14 protein-coding genes are annotated in these 18,837 nt (G+C 62.2%); 10 read left to right on the top strand and 4 right to left on the bottom strand.

What is annotated here, in order from left to right:
* Positions 1–6 precede the first annotated feature (6 nt).
* The 4 genes from dtd to galE all read left to right on the top strand — a co-directional run bounded on the left by dtd (position 7) and on the right by galE (position 3,395).
* Positions 7–441, top strand: a complete 435-nt coding sequence (dtd, locus tag CAFEA_RS06665) for a D-aminoacyl-tRNA deacylase (protein ID WP_034998789.1) — start codon at positions 7–9, stop codon at positions 439–441.
* 111 nt (positions 442–552) lie between these two features.
* Positions 553–1,554: a sigma-70 family RNA polymerase sigma factor gene (locus tag CAFEA_RS06670; RefSeq protein WP_063936817.1), complete on the top strand. Its 1,002-nt coding sequence runs from the start codon at positions 553–555 to the stop codon at positions 1,552–1,554.
* Between the two features lie 136 nt (positions 1,555–1,690).
* Positions 1,691–2,377, top strand: a complete 687-nt coding sequence (locus tag CAFEA_RS06675) for a metal-dependent transcriptional regulator (RefSeq protein ID WP_063936818.1) — start codon at positions 1,691–1,693, stop codon at positions 2,375–2,377.
* A 28-nt stretch (positions 2,378–2,405) separates the two neighbouring features.
* Positions 2,406–3,395, top strand: a complete 990-nt coding sequence (gene galE / locus CAFEA_RS06680; RefSeq protein ID WP_063936819.1) for a UDP-glucose 4-epimerase GalE — start codon at positions 2,406–2,408, stop codon at positions 3,393–3,395.
* Positions 3,396–3,402: 7 nt separating this feature from the next.
* On the opposite strand, the gene CAFEA_RS06685 is transcribed toward galE, so the two are convergent.
* The gene (locus CAFEA_RS06685) at positions 3,403–4,590 is read right to left on the bottom strand and encodes a DUF4192 domain-containing protein (protein WP_159437622.1); all 1,188 of its coding nucleotides are present in this window, start codon (positions 4,588–4,590) and stop codon (positions 3,403–3,405) included.
* Positions 4,591–4,771: 181 nt separating this feature from the next.
* Between CAFEA_RS06685 and CAFEA_RS06690 the strand changes: the two genes are divergently transcribed.
* Together CAFEA_RS06690 and CAFEA_RS06695 are read left to right on the top strand one after the other, a co-directional pair.
* Positions 4,772–5,845: a PAC2 family protein gene (locus CAFEA_RS06690; RefSeq protein WP_253704880.1), complete on the top strand. Its 1,074-nt coding sequence runs from the start codon at positions 4,772–4,774 to the stop codon at positions 5,843–5,845.
* Positions 5,846–5,878: 33 nt separating this feature from the next.
* The gene (locus CAFEA_RS06695) at positions 5,879–8,419 is read left to right on the top strand and encodes a DEAD/DEAH box helicase (RefSeq protein WP_063936918.1); all 2,541 of its coding nucleotides are present in this window, start codon (positions 5,879–5,881) and stop codon (positions 8,417–8,419) included.
* 293 nt (positions 8,420–8,712) lie between these two features.
* Here the strand turns inward: CAFEA_RS06695 and CAFEA_RS06700 are convergent, their stop codons facing one another.
* Positions 8,713–9,366 (bottom strand): hypothetical protein, encoded by a 654-nt coding sequence (locus CAFEA_RS06700; RefSeq protein ID WP_063936822.1) that lies wholly within the window; start codon positions 9,364–9,366, stop codon positions 8,713–8,715.
* Positions 9,367–9,641: 275 nt separating this feature from the next.
* Here CAFEA_RS06700 and CAFEA_RS06705 point away from each other — a divergent pair, with 275 nt between their 5' ends.
* Together CAFEA_RS06705 and CAFEA_RS06710 are read left to right on the top strand one after the other, a co-directional pair.
* Complete coding sequence (locus CAFEA_RS06705; protein WP_063936823.1) at positions 9,642–10,136, top strand: hypothetical protein; 495 nt, start codon at positions 9,642–9,644, stop codon at positions 10,134–10,136.
* Between the two features lie 1,141 nt (positions 10,137–11,277).
* Positions 11,278–12,525 (top strand): NAD(P)/FAD-dependent oxidoreductase, encoded by a 1,248-nt coding sequence (locus CAFEA_RS06710; RefSeq protein WP_076589896.1) that lies wholly within the window; start codon positions 11,278–11,280, stop codon positions 12,523–12,525.
* Between the two features lie 88 nt (positions 12,526–12,613).
* Here the strand turns inward: CAFEA_RS06710 and ahpD are convergent, their stop codons facing one another.
* Positions 12,614–13,138: an alkylhydroperoxidase, AhpD family gene (gene ahpD / locus CAFEA_RS06715; protein WP_063936824.1), complete on the bottom strand. Its 525-nt coding sequence runs from the start codon at positions 13,136–13,138 to the stop codon at positions 12,614–12,616.
* A gap of 38 nt (positions 13,139–13,176) precedes the next feature.
* Positions 13,177–13,773: a peroxiredoxin gene (locus CAFEA_RS06720; protein ID WP_034998772.1), complete on the bottom strand. Its 597-nt coding sequence runs from the start codon at positions 13,771–13,773 to the stop codon at positions 13,177–13,179.
* A gap of 117 nt (positions 13,774–13,890) precedes the next feature.
* Between CAFEA_RS06720 and CAFEA_RS06725 the strand changes: the two genes are divergently transcribed.
* Both CAFEA_RS06725 and hrpA read left to right on the top strand, forming a co-directional pair.
* Positions 13,891–14,847, top strand: coding sequence for a hydrogen peroxide-inducible genes activator (locus CAFEA_RS06725; RefSeq protein ID WP_034998771.1), 957 nt, complete (start codon positions 13,891–13,893; stop codon positions 14,845–14,847).
* Between the two features lie 15 nt (positions 14,848–14,862).
* Entirely contained in the window at positions 14,863–18,828 is a 3,966-nt protein-coding gene (hrpA, locus tag CAFEA_RS06730) for an ATP-dependent RNA helicase HrpA (RefSeq protein WP_063936825.1), read from the top strand.
* Positions 18,829–18,837 lie beyond the last annotated feature (9 nt).

The raw sequence follows: 18,837 nt of genomic DNA on the forward strand, positions 1-18,837 counted from the left end.
GCATCAATGAAAGCTGTACTCACGCGCGTGACGAGCGCGTCGGTGACCGTGGACGGAGAAACCGTCGGAGCGATCGACTGCCCCGACACCGGCGGGATCCTCGCCCTCGTAGGTGCGGGCCGCGAGGACGCGGACGATGCGTGGGAGACAGTGGCGCGCAAGATCGCAGAGTTGCGCATCCTCGACGGCGAGCGGTCGGTGGAAGACGCTGGCGCACCGGTATTGCTCGTCAGCCAGTTCACGTTGATGGGCCGCACCGCGAAAGGCCGGCGTCCGTCCTGGAGCGACGCGGCACCCGGCGATGCGGCGGAGCCGGTGATCGGCGCTATCGCCGAAGCACTTCGCTCGCGCGACATCCACGTCGAGGAAGGGCGTTTTGGAGCACACATGCAGGTCGCGAGCGTCAACGATGGGCCCTTTACCGTCATTGTGGAAGCATGACCTGAATATATTTCCCGCGGGCGGGAACACTACAGGACAGCCAAGCGTTTCCCATCTAGACTGCCAAGCTGTCCCCCAGCTCTTCCACCTAGTCCGAGGAGGCGTTGCCACATGACCCAACCGGATCACGCTGCACAGGGAACTCAACAATCCGGGGAGACCGTCGACCGCGGTAGCCGACGGAACCAGACCGACGACAACCCTTCTGCGGACCTCGTCCGCGTCTACCTCAACGGCATCGGCAAGACTGCCCTGCTCAACGCTGAGGAAGAGGTTGAACTCGCTCAACAAATCGAGGTCGGCCTGTACGCGCAGCGCCTTTTGGACGATCCAGAGGTGAAGCTGACTCGCGCGAAGAAGCGTGACTTGAAGATTCTGGCCAAGGAAGGCCGCAAGGCCCGCGCCCACCTGCTTGAGGCAAACCTGCGCCTCGTGGTCTCCCTGGCCAAGCGCTACACCGGCCGCGGCATGCCGCTTTTGGACCTGATCCAGGAGGGCAACCTGGGCCTGATCCGCGCGATGGAGAAGTTCGACTACTCCAAGGGCTTCAAGTTCTCCACCTACGCCACATGGTGGATCCGCCAAGCAATTACGCGCGGCATGGCGGACCAGTCCCGCACGATCCGCCTCCCAGTCCACCTGGTGGAGCAGGTGAACAAACTGTCCCGCATCCGCCGCGAGATGTACCAGTCCCTGGGCCGCGAGCCCACGAACGAAGAGCTTGCGGAAGAATCCGGCATCGAGGAGTCCAAGATTGAGATGCTGCTGCGCCAGTCCCGGGACCCGGTGAGCTTGGACATGCCGGTCGGCGCGGATGAGGAAGCGCCGTTGGGAGACTTCATCGAGGACGCCGAGGCCACCGACGCCGAGGACGCGGTGGTGACCACACTGCGCCACGACGATATCGAGGACATCATCAACGGCCTCGAGCAGCGTGAGCAGGACGTCATTCGCATGCGCTATGGCCTGACCGACGGTGTGCCGCGCACTTTGGACCAGATCGGCCGCCAGTTCGGGCTGTCGCGCGAGCGCGTCCGCCAGATCGAGCGTGAAGTGATGGCGAAGCTGCGCGCTGGCGAGCGCGCCGACCGCCTGCGCGATTACGCGCTCTAATCGGCACTGCGCTCCGCAGCTTTCAGCCCAGCACCCTGTTTCAGGTTTACCGGTACAGCCACAGGTGCTGGGCTAAAGTATTGCCACATGGTTTTCGGACCTCTAACCAGTACCGCGATTGGAAGGGAGCATCACAGTGCGTGATCTCGTTGACACCACAGAGATGTATCTGCGCACCGTCTACGAACTGGAAGAGGAAGGCATTACGCCGCTGCGCGCGCGAATCGCGGAGCGCCTCGAGCAGTCTGGGCCGACCGTCTCGCAGACGGTGGCGCGCATGGAGCGCGACGGTCTGATGGTGGTTGAACACGACCGCTCCCTGTCGTTGACTGAGGAGGGGCGGCGGCGCGCGACCGCCGTGATGCGCAAGCACCGTCTCGCGGAGCGTTTGCTTACCGACGTACTGAAGATGGACCTCGCTCAGGTCCATGAGGAGGCGTGCCGGTGGGAGCACGTGATGAGTGAAGAGGTGGAGCGCCGGGTCGTCGCGGTGCTTGACAACGTGGACCGCTCCCCCTTCGGCAACCCGATCCCCGCCCTCGCCGAGCTCGGCGCAAGCGCTGGCACCGCTGAGCAAGTGGGCACCCGGGCCAGTGATCTGCGTCTGAAAGAACCGGCGCGCGCGAAGGTGGTGCAGATCAGCGAGATCCTGCAGGACGGCGCATTGCCGAAATCCGCAGGCCAGCTTGTGGGACAAACGGTGGATCTGCACCCACTGGAGGACGGCGCGCTGGAGGTCTCCACCGATGAGGGTGAGACTTTCGTGCTCACCGCAGATGTCTCGCACGCCCTGCGCGTGGAGCTTCAGGGCTTACAAGACTGAGAGACTCACCAGCACGGAAAGGACTTCCATGAAGCTTGTTGTCACCGGCGGCGCCGGCTATGTGGGCAGCGTATGCGCTGCCATCCTGCTTGAAGCGGGACACGAGGTGATCGTCGTGGACGATCTGTCTACCGGCAACCGTTACGCCGTTCCGAAAGCTGCCACGTTTGTCGAAGGCAAGATTCAAGACGTCATCGACGACGTGCTCGCCACAGACGGCGGCGCCCCGGTGGACGGTGTGTTGCACTTTGCGGCGAAGTCTCTTGTCGGCGAGTCCATGGAAGACCCCGCCAAGTATTGGCACGGCAACCTCGACGTGTCGTTGGCGCTGCTCGATTCCATGCGCCGCCACGACGTGAAGTCGTTGGTTTTCTCTTCCACCGCGGCAACGTACGGTGAGCCGGATATCGTGCCGATTGCCGAAGACGCACCGACCCGGCCGACAAACCCGTACGGTGCCACGAAGTTGGCCATCGACTACGCCATTACGTCCTATTGCAACGCCTACGGCCTGGGCGCTACCAGCCTGCGCTACTTCAACGTCGCCGGCGCTTACGAAGGTATCGGTGAAAACCACATCACCGAGACGCACCTGATCCCCATCGTGCTGCAGGTGGCGCTGGGCTACCGCGACAAGATCATGATGTACGGCGACGACTGGCCAACAAAGGACGGCACGTGCGTGCGCGATTACATCCACATCCGGGATCTCGCGGACGCGCACGTGCTCGCACTCGAAGCCAATTCCCCCGGCACGCACCAGATCTATAACTTGGGCTCCGGCGACGGGTACTCCGTGCGCGAGGTGGTCGAGGTCTGCCGCGAGGTCACCGGCCACCCGATCCCGGCGGAGGTTGCTCCGCGCCGAGCCGGCGACCCAGCAACGCTGATCGCATCCTCGGAAAAGATACGCAAGTCGCTTGGTTGGGAGCCGTCGCGGACGGATCTGCGCACCATTGTCGAGGACGCCTGGGAGTTCACCCGCCAGCTCGGCGACCGGTCGCACTCCGCGCGCTAGACGCGTATTACCGTTCGAGCTCGCTCCAGGTGTCCACACACCCCTGGCGGCACAGTTCGAGCACAGCGTGGCCCTGCCCGACGTCCATCACGCTTCCCAGCAATCCGGACAGGTTATGCCCTGGCAGTTCTCCCTCGGCGCAGGATAGTGCTGCGCTGGCCCAACCGACGAGTCCCTGAGACAGGGCGACCATGGCCCACAGACACAGGGCGTTCGCCCTGATCTCCCCTCGGAAGTTGCGGGCGATGGTCAATAGCACCGCCCCAGCCGCGCGCGGGCGTTCTAGCGCGTCGACGATGAGAAAGTCGCGCAGTCTGCTTCCGGAGAGCATGGCGGCAAACAGCTCGACATCGTCTGGGGTGTTGAATACGTCGTCGATGATGATGTCGCCTTCGATGTCGATGAGCCCCATGTTCGGTGCTGCAGCAAACACACCGCATGCTTTATCGATGTGGGCATGCGCGACTGCCGGGGCATGCTTCAGATGGCAGAAGAGTTCGGTGCCGCGTTTATGCGCGCCGGGTGTGAGAGCTTCCCCCGTTTCCGCATCAGGCTCAAACACCGGAGCAAAGTGGGAGAATACTTCGCTTTTGTGCAGCTCCGGCAGGACTCCGTGGTCGATGAGCGGGCCCATCGGCTCTGCGGCCGCCACCGACGTCACGGTGCCCTGCTCGTATCCTTCGCTCCACTCCCACACTGCGTTGGCGGTATCCGGGTCGGGCCCAAATAGCAGCTGGTAAGGCGTACCGTCGGCGATTTCAGAAACAGTCCAGCAGGCTTCAACGATCTCCCCGAAGGCGTCCGCCGCCATTCGCAATCCTTCCGCAGCTACCGAAACCATCTGCGATTCCGGCACCCGCGTCACAATCACTGCGAAGGTGGCCACATGACGTGGTAGCGGAATTCGTTGCAGCGCGCGCTGGATACTTTCGGTGTTGCCCACATCGGCGTCGAGGTAGGCCCCAATCTCCAACGTTGGAGAGGCCCCTGGCGGACTGTACGCGTTAATGAGCACTACCGACTCGTTGGGAAAGTAGCCCAGTGCGGCGGGAATGGACGCGATGAGTTGTGCCGGCGAACGGAGAAGTTCCGCGCTCGGATACGGCGTGATTGGAGTGGTCGGACGGTTTGTTTCGTGCGGTTGTGGCTGAATATCCATAACTGTTAGACGCTCGCCGGGCGGTTTCGGTTCCATGGGGCGTGAAATTTTCTCAACGCCACTTCCTACGCATCCTTTTCGGCCGCGGTGCCACCTTGCGGTTGCTGGTCGGGCACAATGGAATATTCTGCGACACCAACCGTTGTGTGGGTGGAGCACTAAAGCCGGTAAGGCGAGCGATTTCAGGAGGCCGAAAACCATGACGCAGGAACGTCCTATGTACGAACTTGAGTACCCAGCTCCGCAGGTGAGCGGGGAGCCTCAAAACGGTCCTGCCCTGATCGTCGCAATGCACGGTTACGCCGATGCAGGCCACGCCATTGAGTCCGCCGCTGACCACCTCAAGGCGGCGCTGGAGTCGAGGACAGTGGCAACGTTTAGCAACGACGAGCTGATTGATTATCGCTCCCGCCGCCCGACGGTGACGTTGTCGCACGCCGAGATCACCGATGTGGCTGATCTGCAGTTGGACATGCGTGTTGTGCGCGATGAGAAGGGCCAGTCCTTCCTGTTGCTTTCCGGCCCGGAGCCGGACCTGCGCTGGGAGGCCTTTAGTAGTGCGGTGGCGGATCTCGCGGACCGGTTCGGCGTGAGCAAGACCATTTGTCTTTACGCGGCTCCGATGGGCGCTCCGCACACCCGTCCCCTGGTGGTCTCCGCGCACGGCAACGACCGCGAGTTGGTCGGCTCCATGTTCACCTTCGACGGCATGGTCAGCGTGCCGGGCTCCGCATCGGTCTTTATTGAGCGGGAGCTGCACAAGCGCGGCCGCCCGGTTGCCGGGTACACGGCGCACGTGCCGCACTACGTGGCCGCCTCGCCGTACCCTCACGCGACGTTCCAGCTGCTGCAGTCCGTTGAGGATTCCACGAGCCTGCAGTTCCCGCTGCGTTCCTTGGAGGCGGATATGCGCCGGGTGTCGCAGCAGCTGGCGGAGCAGACGCACAACTCGGACGAGATCACGCACGTGGTGCAGGCTCTTGAGGAGCACTACGACCGGGAGATGCAGGAGTACCGCGACCGGCACCCGCAGGCGATGATGCCGGGCGAGGCGCAGATGCCCAGCGGCGAGGAGATCAGCGAGGCGTTTGAGAACTACCTCACCGCCATCGAGGACCGGGACCGCAACGAGCAGCGCAGCCTCCCCCACAGCGAAGAGACGGATCAGCGCCTACGCGACCATTTCTTCATCGATCCTTCAGCTCCCGAGCGTTCGCTTGACGACGACCAAGGGGATTCCACCGGAGGCGACACCACCGACGGTGGCGGCGACGGAGACGGCCCCCGTTAGCGTGTCGGCCGGTCGGCTACGGTGAATGCTGTGATGCTGACCGATTTGCTTGAAGACATTGCGCAGGCCCCCGAATCACTGTTCGAGGACGCCGTGTGGGACTCGTTCAATTCATGGACGTCTTCCCGTGGCATCTCGCTGTATCCGGCGCAGGAGGAGGCCTCGCTCGCGCTGCTTGCGGGCGACAACGTCATCTTGGCCACCCCGACCGGCTCGGGAAAGTCGATGGTGGCCAACGCCGCGCACTTCATCGCGATGGCGCGCGGCCAGCGCACGTTTTACACCGCACCGATTAAGGCGCTGGTGAGCGAGAAGTTCTTTGCGCTGTGCGAGATTTTCGGCGCGGAGAATGTCGGCATGATGACGGGCGACGCGTCCGTGAACTCGAACGCCCCGATCATCGCCGCCACCGCCGAGATCGTGGCCAACATCGCGCTGCGCGAAGGCAAGGACGCCCGGATCGACCAGGTGGTGATGGACGAGTTCCACTACTACTCGGAGCCGGAACGCGGCTGGGCGTGGCAGGTGCCGCTGCTGGAGCTGCCGAAGGCGCAGTTTTTGCTCATGTCCGCCACCTTGGGCGACACCGCCTGGCTGGAGAAGGACCTCACCGAGCGCACGGGCCGCAAGACCACCTACGTCGGCGGCGCGGAGCGCCCGGTTCCCTTGGACTTCCACTACGTGTTCTCCCCCGTGCACGAAACCATCGAGGAGCTGCTCGAAGACAACAAGGCGCCAATTTACGTGGTGCACTTTTCCCAGCGCGAGGCCACGGAGCGGGCGCAGGCGCTGACGAGCATGAACATCATCACCCCCGAGGAAAAGCAGCGCATCGCAGACGAGATCGGGGACTTCCGCTTTACCACGACCTTCGGCAAAACCCTGTCCAAGCTGGTTCGTCGTGGCATCGGTGTGCACCACGCGGGCATGCTGCCGAAGTACCGCCGCCTGGTGGAGCGGCTTTCCCAGACAGGGCTGTTGAAGGTCATCTGCGGCACCGACACATTGGGCGTGGGCATTAACGTGCCTATCCGCACGGTGCTGATCACCGGCTTGGCCAAGTTCGACGGCACCCGCCAACGCATCTTGAAGTCCCGCGAGTTCCACCAGATCGCCGGGCGTGCCGGGCGTGCGGGTTATGACACCGAGGGCACTGTCGTGGTCGAGGCCCCGGAGCACGAGATCGAGAACGTGAAGCTGCGCCGCAAGGCGGGCGACGACCCGAAGAAGCTGAAGAAGATCCGCAAGAAGTCAGCCCGCGACGGCGAGGTCAGCTGGTCCGAGAACACCTTCGAGCGCCTCAAGGTGGCCGAGCCGGAGGAGCTGACCAGCCAGTTCAAGGTGTCCAACTCTATGCTGCTCAACGTGGTGGCACGGCCCGGCGACGGCTACGAGCACATGCGCCACTTGCTGCGCACGAACCACAACCCGCGCGCGAAGCAGAACCGCGACATCATCCAGGCCGTGAACCTGTTCCGCGGCTTGATCAACGCCGGGGTAGTCGAGCGCACGCCAGACTCGCCCGCGTTCCGCCCGTACACGCTCACCCAGGAGCTGGACCGCGACTTCGCGCTGAACCAGCCGCTGTCCCCCTTCGCATTGGCGTTCCTCACGTTGCTCGACCCTGAGTCGGACGCGTACACCCTCGACGTCATCTCAACGTTCGAGGCGATTCTGGACGACCCGAGACAGCTGCTCCAAGCCCAGCAAACAGCGGCTCGCGGCGAAGAGATCGCCGCTCTGAAAGCAGAGGGGGTGGACTATACGGAGCGGATGGCCATCATTGAGGACGTCACCTACCCCAAGCCGCTTGCTGACGAACTAGAGGAGGCGTTCGCCACCTTCACGGAAGGCAATCCGTGGGCGAAAGAATTCGAGCTGTCGCCGAAATCGGTTGTGCGCGACATGATCGAGCACGCGATGACGTTTTCGGACCTCATCGCCACCTATGGTCTGGCCCGCTCGGAGGGCGTGGTGCTGCGCTACCTCACCGATGCGTGGCGCACCCTTTCCTATTCCATCCCGGACACCTACATGAACGATGATCTTGAGGACATCGTCGTGTGGCTCGGCGAGTTGATCCGACAGGTCGACTCGTCGCTCATCGACGAATGGGCGCACATGACCGGCGACGACCAGCCCGTGAGTCAAGACACCATCGACCGCGAGCTCGCGTTCGGTGTGGAAGACCCCACGGCGCTCACCGCCAACCGCCGCGCCTTCACCATCATGGTGCGCAACTATTTTTTCCGCCTAGTGGAACTTTTCGCGTACGAGAAGGAGGACCAGCTGGAGGACATGCTGGGCTACCTGGAGCCGGACGCGCGGGTGGACTGGCCAGCTGCAATGGACGACTACTTCGACGAATACACGGATGTGGACCTGGGCCCCGACGCGCGCGGCCCGGAGTTCTTCCGGCTGGAGGACTCTGCCGGCCGAGCGTGGAGGGTCACCCAAATTATCAAGGACCCCGAGGGGGACAACGCGTTCCAGCTGCACGGTGTTGTGGATCTGGACGCCTCCGACGAGGCAGGTGAAGTGCGGCTCTCCTCGCTAGGCATCCGCGAGGGGTAGAGCGCGCCGGCAATTAAAACGCTTTGTATCGCGTGGAGCAATCGCCATGCGACCATCGCGGCGCACCCGGGTAAAGGTCGTGCCGAACGCCTCGCTCAGTTCCTTCCTACGAAGGTGTACCCGACGTGCTGCACTGTTGTCACCGAACCACCAGCGCCACCATGCTCAGGACACAGCTGCCCACACCACGCCCCCGACGACAACGGCTCCTACTGAAGCAATAGCCGCCTCGACCACCATCTCCTGGATGTGGTCGAGAGCGGCCTGCGTTTCAGTCACCGGGATCGTGACACTCACTGCCCCCGCGATCGATCAGCAGCAAAAACGATGGAGTCGAGTCCCTCCTGCAGATCTTCGTCCATGCCGGCGGCATCCATGGACCGCTTCGCGAATGAGGCCAGGACCGACAGGCTGCCGGACGAGTCGATGCGCTCGAGCTCATTGATCGTCGCGACCCGGTTCTCCGGGAGTAGCATGCTTTCCGGGTCATAGAAATCAAGCTGTGTCCGCCAGAACTCCAGCGGGTCAGTCAATCCTTCGCGCAGGTCGGCACTGCTGTCGGGGATGTCTTGCATGTAGAGTAGCTGGCTCATTTTGCGGTGCTCCCTACCCTCGTTCGAGGTATCCAAGGCGCACACGTATGTGCCACCGAGACCGTAGTCGTTCGAACGAACCGTTAGTGTTCCATGAGCCGACAGGCGTTGTCCGATCTGTACATCTTGGTCTTTAAACGTGCTTGTTGTGTGCACGACACAACCCTCGAAAACCTGATTGGCAATGATCGGGAACGCGCCAACAACTCGATACAGCGGGCAGCCGTTGGCGTCTGTCTTTTGTTCATCAGTGCGCTTGCCATCCTTGTATTCATAGGCAGGGGTTTGGCTCAGCGAGTCGCGCAAGCACACCAGGTCGTACTTACCAGGAAAACTCAATGAGTAGACGCTCATTGCGCTACCTCCTTTCGCTAGGGGTCGTCTTATCCCCTCGAATCGAGAGCTCGACTCAGAATCGAGGGATTCAGGCGACCCAATTTGTCTTGTAGCTCCCGCGTTCAGCGATCAAACATCATCATGGGAGGCTGCTCTTCAGCAACAAATTCGACGCTATCCGGCCAAAATAGATTTGAACAGGAACCACAATCCTCGGGCACACAGGTACGCGCATGCCTTAAGGCACCCCCTATACTTCCAATGTAGAGTGATTTACGACACAGGAGATTGTTATGCCTAAAAAACACCGTGATGGAATCCGCCTACTCACCCAACAAGGTCTCACCGAAGCCCAAGCCAAACGCGAGATCAAAGAGAGCAATGAGGACTGGGCCTGGATACAGACCTGGTTCCATAAAAAAATCGAAAACATGACACGACCAGGCGCTATAGATAACTACGTTAGTTCGCTCCGCAACAGCCGCAGCATCACTAAAACGACACTCAAAGTCGACATCAGCACAGAGCTTTACAATCTGATCAACCTTTTATCTTGCAACTGGCCCACAACACATAAATCAGCGGTACTGACGAAGCAAAAAATCGTTGAGCTACTCCTTACTCACTACCTCACCGACCACACAGACGAGGCCATTGACGTTCTCACACGACACCTAGAGCAGATCGACAACTGGCACAAGGCAACCCGAGCGCATCAATCCGGGTATAGAACACCCGAGGACGATCGAGAAAAACCACTCGGTTCAGAATACGACCGTCCAGAATAAAATGTCCGATAATGGATACTATGTTCGGCTCCCCTATTCCCCCAGCATACAGCCACACACCACGGACTACACCCCGAAACACCCCACTGCACCACCTAATGCACCACCTCACTACACCACATGCGGCAGCATGGTGCGACTAGTACACAGCACTACACCACTACCATTGCACACATGGACGACCGCCTCAACCAACTACTCACCATCGCTGAAGCAGCCAGGCTCACCGGCGTCGCCAAACCACCATCACCCCGCGCGAAAGGACGCGGAGAATTCCCCCGAGCCCAGCAAAAACAAGGAACCTGGTACATCCCCATCGGCGACCTCATTACCAGCGGACGACTCGACACCATCACCCACAACCCCCGAAACCCGCACCAGTGCAACCAGCGCACAAGACCACCAAAATCTAGTGCACGCACTAGAACTAGAAAAACAACGCGCACACTACGCCGAACAACAACTGCACCAGGCTCAGCAACTCATCCAAGCCAAACAAGACACCATCGAAGCACTCAAAACAACTATCCACGCACTAGAAATCACCCCACAAAAACAACTCACCGTCCAAGAAGTAACCCCCCGACCCCGAAACCGAGCCCAAGAACCCACCAACAACAGGCACAGCCCCCTACAACGCCTCAGCCAATGGCTCGAAAAATGAAGATTCTCAGCTCAATACCCTCTACGTAAAGCAGTGCCCCCCAACAACAGTCGGGGGCACTGCTTTACGTAGGAAATACGCGCAAGACTTTAGTTACGCTTGGTTTCCCTAGCCTCGTCAATTAACGTGCTCTTGTTTTCAACAGGTTTACTACGGAAGATAGCCCGAACTACATATGCAACCAGGATTATGGGAATCAAGGATGCTATTAAGCTCGCGATAACAACCATTATCTTTCACCTGATCCTTCCAATGATTTAGATTGATCAGTCTACTTCTTAATCGTGATACACGCCTTATTGGACCATTCTCCGTCAACCTTAGAGCGGCCGCATACTTGCGACTGATCTTTAAGATCGCGCTTTATATTGAACCAAGCCCAAGAAGCAGGTTGAAAAAGTTAAGACTGAGTCTACTACGGCGTCTACATGACGCAACAAGTGCTGACTCCGCGTGTATCTGTGAGGAGGAACACACGTGACCCGCACTATCGTCGTCGGGGCCGGCATGACGGGCCTCGCCACCGCGTGGCACCTACAGGAGTACGGACATGAGGTGGAGGTGCTGGAACGCATCGATGTCGCCGCCGGCTCTTCTTGGGGCAACGCTGGATGGCTCGCACCAGGAAAAACGATCCCCCTGGCCAACTCGAGCTTGTGGGCGTACGGGCCCACAGCGCTCTTTGACAAGCACGCCGCTCTTGATGTGCCTGTGCGCATCGACCCGAAGCTGTGGCGCTTCTGTGCGAACTTCATGGCGCACGCCACCGGCCGCGCCTGGGACAAGACGATGGCGGGTCTGACCCAGGCAGATCTTGCTGCCTTGGCGGCATACGACGAGCTTGAGGCAGGCGGAGTGAATGCGTCCACTACCGAGGGGCCGTTCATCATCGGTTTCGAGAACGAAGGCAAAGCCGCCGGCTTCCTGAAGGAGGTCGAAGGGGCGCAACGTCACGGCCAGGACATCCCCTTCGAGCAGATCACGCTTGACGACGCCCGAGCAGACGCGCCGATGCTTACCGACAAAGTCGGGGCAACATACCGCATGGGCGGACAGCGCTTCATCGAACCAGGGCCATACTGCCAGGCTGTCGCTGATTCGATCGTCCAGCGCGGCGGTACCATCACCACGGGTGCGGAGGTCGTGGAGGTCACCTCCACCCGCACACCCGCGGTCAAACTCGCTACCGGTGAGCGGCTGCACGCCGACAACGTGGTACTTGCCACCGGCGCGTGGCTTCCTAAGTTGGCGAAGGTCCTGGGAGTGACCACCCTCGTCCAGGCCGGCCGAGGGTACTCCTTCTCCGTAGAGACCGAAGAACCCGCCACGTGCCCGGTGTATCTGCCGGACCCGAAGATCGCCTGCACCCCGTACCAGGGCCGGTTCCGCATCGCCGGCACAATGGAGTTCCGCGGACCCGACGAGCCATTCCAGCCTGGCCGCGTGGCGTCGATGATCCACACGACGAAACCGTTCTTCCGTGGCATCCACTGGGACGACCGGCAGGACGAGTGGGTGGGATCACGCCCGGTCACCCCGGACGGCCTGCCGCTCGTTGGTGCTACCAAGGCACCGAACGTCTACACCAACGGCGGCCACGGCATGTGGGGCATCATTCTCGGTCCGCTGTCCGGGAAGATGCTGGCGAAGCAGATCGAGACCGGCGAGGTGGACGAGACAATCGCGCCGTTCGATCCGCTGCGCGGCCCCTTCGGCGGCCTGTAGCCCACCGCTCCCGCGACGCCCATAGCAGCAAAAACCTCCGGCCAGGAGGGTTCCTGGCCGGAGGTTTTCAACGTCGATAGGCTACTGCCTAGCGGGCGTCCTCGATGGTGATAGCCTGAGCCACCGCTTGGACGACGCCAGCGACCTTGACGGTCTCCCAGACCTGCTCCTTGGTCACGCCTTCCTCGCGGACGGTGTTCGCGTGCGCCACGGCACAGTGCTCGCAACCGTTGATGGCGGAAACAGCGAGCGACCACAGTTCGAAGTCGGCCTTTTCCACGCCCGGCTTCGAGATGATGTTCATGCGAAGGCCAAACTTCACGTTGGCGTAATCGTCGCCGAGCCAGCCCTTGGTGCGGTAGGCGACGTTGTTCATTGCCATGACGGTGGCGGCACCGTACGCGGCCTCCACGGCCTCCTCGGAGAGGTGCTCCTTGGCTTCCTCAGCGATTTCGGCGATGACCTTCGCGTTGCGGGTCGCGGCCGCGGATGCGAGAAGAGCGCCCCAGAGCTGCTGCTCGCTGAGCTCGGTGGAGCGGGTCAGCGAACCGAGGTTGAGCTTCTGATCCTTCGCGTATTCGGGCAGTGCGCCGCGCAGACTCTCAATGGACATCGTGTTCTCCTTTGGCGGACGGGGTTAACTAACAGGCTCTACTTCAGGGACTCCTGGACCACGGCCATCTTGTCGATGTTCTTGGTCGGGTCATTCTTCTGCCAATCGCAGGCGCAGACTTCCTCGGACTGCAGTGCGTCGAGCACTCGCAGAACCTCGTCAACGTTGCGGCCGACAGCGTCCGGGGTGACGGAGACGAACTGGATGATGCCGTCCGGGTCGATGATGAAGGTTGCGCGGTCGCACACACCGTCAGCGTTCTCGACACCAAGAGCGCGGATCAGGTCGTGGCGGACGTCAGCGAACATCGGGAACGGGACGTCCAGCAGTTCCTCGTGGGTCGCGCGCCAGTTGAAGTGGGAGTACTCGTTGTCGGTGGAGCCGCCGAGCACCTGGGTGTCGCGGTCCTCGAACTCCTCGTTGAGCTTGCCGAATGCGGCGATCTCGGTCGGGCAGACGAAGGTGAAGTCCTTCGGGTAGAAGAAGACGATCTTCCACTTGCCCTCGTACTTATCCAGCGACACGTTCTCGAAGTAATCGTCCGGGGAAGCAGCGTTCGCCTCCTTCAGGTTGCCGCCCTTCAGCGCGACGAGGTCGAATTCCGGGAAACGCTCTCCAACAGTCATGATCGGCATAGAAATTCCTCCAAAGAAACTGGTCAAAAGGATTTTTCAACGGACAGCAACCAGTATGACACAGATCGCTCCGGCTTTCAACGTAAAAACTTATGAACTTCGTGTAGTTTCATAGGCATGGCTAATCGAGAGTATAAACCGACGCTTGCTCAGCTCCGCACCTTTGTCACCGTCGCCGAGCAGAAGCATTTCGTCTCCGCGGCGAACAAGCTCGGCATCTCGCAGCCCTCCCTTTCACAGGCGCTGGCTGCGTTGGAATCCGGCCTAGGCATCCAGCTCATCGAACGCTCCACCCGGCGCGTCATCGTCACCCCCACCGGCGAGGAGCTCCTCCCCTACGCCAAGGCCACGCTGGAGGCGGCGGACGCGTTCGTTGCGCAATCCCGCGGTGCCCTCGGGGTGCTGGCTGGCCCGCTCAACATCGGCGTGATCCCCACCATCGCGCCGTACATCCTGCCGTCGCTGTTGAAGCTCATCGAGGATGAGTTCCCGGACCTGGAGCCGCGAATTGTGGAAAACCAGACCGAAGAGCTGTTGCTGCGGCTTCGCGACGGCCAGATCGACGTCGCGGTACTCGCCACTCCAACCGACGCCACCGGGGTGTGTGAGATCCCGCTGTACGAAGAAGCCTTCGCCATCGTCACATCCCCCGACCATCCGGCGGCCGGGCGCGGGGATCTCGACCTCAATGCGCTGAAAGACCTCGAACTACTGTTGCTTGACGACGGGCACTGCCTACGCGATCAGATTGTGGAACTGTGCAAGATTGCCGAGGTCAACCGCACCCCCGGCGCGCAGTCGGTGACGCGGGCCGCGTCGCTGACCACGGTGGTGCAGCTTGTGGTGGCCGGGCTCGGCTCCACGCTGGTGCCCGTCTCGGCCTTGTCCACGGAGTGCGCGCGCCCCGGCCTCGCCATTGCCGCGTTCGGCCCCGGCGTGGATGCGAAGCGCACCGTCGGGCTGGTCATGCGGGCGTCCTCGCGACGCCGCCCGGAGTTTGAGCAGCTCGGCGAGTTGGTCTCCCGCGCGTTCGAGCAAGCGACGGAATCGAGCCGTAAGCTGCTGCCGCGCTAGACTCACGCTCTGGTTATGAATGAGCACGAATCCCCTACCTCACCTCCCACGAAACCGCAGTTGTACGAGGCGCTCGACGGCGTCCCGATCGCAGACGTGCGCAGGTTCCGCAGGCGCCTAAAAAACGCCAAATCCTCTGAGGCTTTGTCGGCGATTGGCGCGGACGTGGTCAAGGCGGAAGCTGCCGTCGCTAAGCGTGATGCCCGGATCCCCGAGATTGCGTACCCGGAGAACCTACCGGTGTCCGCGCGGCGCGAGGACATCATGGAGCTGGTGCGCGACAACCAGGTCGTGGTGATCGCTGGCGAAACCGGCTCCGGTAAGACCACCCAGATTCCGAAGATGCTGCTGGAGCTGGGACGCGGCCGCCGCGGCCTGATCGGCCACACGCAGCCGCGCAGGCTGGCCGCGCGCACTGTGGCGGAGCGCATCGCCGACGAGCTGGGCCAAAACATCGGAGAATCCGTCGGCTACGCCATCCGCTTCGACGACCGCGTCTCCGAATCCACAGCGGTCAAGCTCATGACGGACGGCATCTTACTTGCGGAGATGCAGCGCGACAGGTTCTTAAACGCCTACGACACGATCATCATCGACGAGGCGCACGAGCGCTCGCTGAATATCGACTTTCTGCTCGGATACCTCAAGCGGCTGCTGCCGAAGCGCCCGGACCTGAAGGTGATTGTCACCTCCGCAACCATCGACCCGGAAGCGTTTGCGGAGCATTTCGCAGACGCCGAGGGCAACCCCGCGCCCATCATCGAGGTCTCCGGCCGCACTTACCCCGTGGAGATCCGCTACCGCCCGCTGGTGGAGCAGGTGCAGGGCAAAGACGGCTCCGTCAAGGAAGTCGACACCGACATGATCGACGGTGTGGTCGACGCTTGCAAGGAGCTCATGCGCGAGGGCGAAGGCGACATCTTGTGCTTCTTCGCCTCCGAGCGCGACATCCGCGACTGCATGGAGGCCATTGAAAAACAGCACTGGCGCGGCGTAGAGGTCGTGCCCCTGTTCGGCCGCCTGTCCAACGCGGAGCAGCACCGGGTCTTTGCCCCGCACTCCGGCCGGCGCATCGTGCTGTCCACCAACATCGCGGAAACCTCGCTGACCGTGCCGGGCATCCACTACGTGGTGGACACCGGCCTGGCGCGTATCTCGCGTTACTCCACGCGCACCAAGGTCCAGCGCCTGCCCATTGAGGAGATCTCCCAGGCCTCCGCAAACCAGCGCTCCGGCCGCTCCGGCCGTATCGCCGACGGCGTGGCCATCCGCCTGTACTCGGAGGACAACTTCGAAGCCCGCCCCGAGTTCACCGACCCGGAGATCCTGCGCACCAATCTGGCCTCCGTGGTGCTGCAGATGATCTCCCTGCGCTTGGGCGACATCAAAGATTTCCCCTTCATCCAGCCGCCGGACCAGAAGGCCGTTCGCGACGGGTTGCTGCTCCTGCACGAGCTCGGCGCAATCTCGGACAAGGAACGCGGCGGCGCACCGGTGCTCACCGACGTGGGGCGCGACATCGCGCGTATCCCGGTGGACCCGAAGATGGCGCGCATGCTGGTGGAAGCCAACCGCCTCGGCGTGCTAGACGACGTCACCGTGATCGTGGCCAGCATGACCATCCAGGACGTGCGCGAGCGCCCCCTGGAGTACCAGGCGCAGGCGGACCAGGCCCACGCCCGGTTCAAAGACGCAACATCGGACTTCCTGTCCTCGCTCAAGCTGTGGGACTACATCGGCGACTCGCGCGACGAGCTGTCCGGCAACGCCTTCCGCAAGCGTATGAAGCGCGAGTTCTTGCACTACATGCGCATCCGCGAATGGTTCGACCTCGTGCGCCAGCTGCGCGACGTGGAACGCCAGCTGGGCTGGTCGCGCGCCGAGAATGTCGCGGGCGAGCGCGACGCCGACGCGATCCACAAGTCGCTGCTGACGGGCTTGTTGTCCAACATCGGTGCCCGCGACGGCAATTCGAAGGAATTCCAGGGCGCACGCGGGACAAGGTTCTTGGTGTTCCCGGGGTCGTCGCTAAGCAAAAAGCCCCCGGAGTTCCTCATGGCGGCCGAACTCGTGGAAACCTCGCGCCTGTGGGCCCGCGACGTGGCCAAGATTCAGCCCGCCTGGGTGGAAGCTACTGCAGGCCAGCTGATGAAACACAGCTACTCCGAACCTGTGTGGTCTCGGAAGCGCTCGGCCGCAATGGTGCACCAGAAGTCGATGCTCTACGGCGTGACTATCGTGCGCGACCGGCTTGTGCCCTACCACCGCGTCGACGCCGAGGGCGCGCGCAACATGTTCATCCGCCACGCCCTTCTTGAAGGCGATTGGAACCGCCACCACCACTTCATCGACCACAACGAAGCCCTGCTCGCCGAGGCCGCTGAGGTGGAGGAAAAGGTGCGCCGCCGCGGCCTGGTGGTAGATGAGGACACCCTCTTCGAGTTCTACGACTCACGCCTGCCCAAGACCGTGACCACTGCCCGCCACTTCGATTCCTGGTGGAAGAAAAAGCGGGCTGAAGACAAGCACTACCTGGACTTCGACCCTGCCGCGCTTCTCGACGACGAAGGCGTGGATTCCTCCACCACCGCCTTCCCCGAGGTGTGGCGCCAGGGCTCTATCGATTACGCAGTGCGCTACAAGTTTGAGCCGGGCGATCCTTTCGACGGTGTGACCGTGGACGTGTCCGTGCCGCTTCTAGCCAACCTGCGGCCGGAGGGCTTTGACTGGCTGGTGCCGGGGCTGCGCTCGGAGCTGGCCGCGGAGTACATCCGCACACTGCCAAAGGCGTTACGCAAGACGGTTGTGCCGGCTCCCGACTTCGCTGAGCGTGCACTGGAGGCGATCCGGGAGAAGCAGGATGATGACGGCGCCAGTGAGGCTGATCTGCGCGAAACCCCGTTTGCCGAGGCACTCGCGGACGCGCTGCACAGCATCGGCGGGCGCGGCATCAACGGCACCGACTTCAACCCGTCTGCGCTGCCCGAGCATCTGAAGGTGACCTTCGCCGCGATTGACCGCCGCGGCAAAGTGGTCGATCACGACACCGACCTCGGCGCGTTGAAGCGCCGCCAGGCCGGCAAGATCAAATCCTCCGTGTCCAAGGCCGGGCGCACCTCCGAGTCGGATGCGGTGGCGAAGTGGACTACCGATTCCCTCGGCGCGGTGCCGGAGACGGTGACTACGACTATCGACGGCAACGAAGTCGACGCCTACCCGGCACTCGAGGCCACCAGGAACGGCGTGAAAGTCACGGTGCACCCGACGAAGGCCGCCGCGGATGCCTCAATGGTCACAGCGACGCTGACGTTGCTGTTGCGCGAGGTCACGGTCAACGCAGGGCAGATGACCAAGGGGTTGCCGTTGCGCCAGAAGGTGGCGGTGGACCGCTACCCGCACGGCGGCGCCGCCGGGCTGGTGGAGGACGCCCGCGTCGCCGTGATCCGCGACCTGATGTTCTCCTCCGGCGGGCCGGTGCGCTCGCCGGAGGAGTTCGATGCGCTCGTGGCAGAAATCCGCCCCCAGGTCGCTGGTGGGGTGCGCCGCGTGGTGGTCACCTTGGCGCCGGCTCTGGCGGAGTACGCGAATATCGCGGCAGAGCTTGAGCAGTGGGAGGGCCCGGCTATCGACGACATGACGTCGCAGCTGCGGTTTTTCCTGCCGAAGCACGCGGTGACTGTCCACGGCATCGGGCACTTGCAGCACCTGCCCCGCTACATTGACGCGATGCGCATCCGCCTGGAGGACATGCGGCTGGATCCGGACCGCGACGCCGACCGGCAGTCAGTGATTGATTCTGTGAAGGCATATTTGACGCAGCGCATGAAGGCCTTGCCCGCTGGTCGCACGAAGACCAAGGCGTACAAGGATGTTTTGTGGCTGATTGAAGAGCTGCGTGTGAGCTTGTTCGCGCAGCGTTTGGGTACGCCGAAGCCGGTGAGCCAGCGGCGCATTGAGAAGAAGATTGACGCTCTGCGTTAGCGTCAAGAC

It is taken from the genome of Corynebacterium afermentans subsp. afermentans, assembly GCF_030408355.1.
In the GTDB taxonomy this organism is placed as follows: Bacteria; Actinomycetota; Actinomycetes; order Mycobacteriales; family Mycobacteriaceae; genus Corynebacterium; species Corynebacterium afermentans.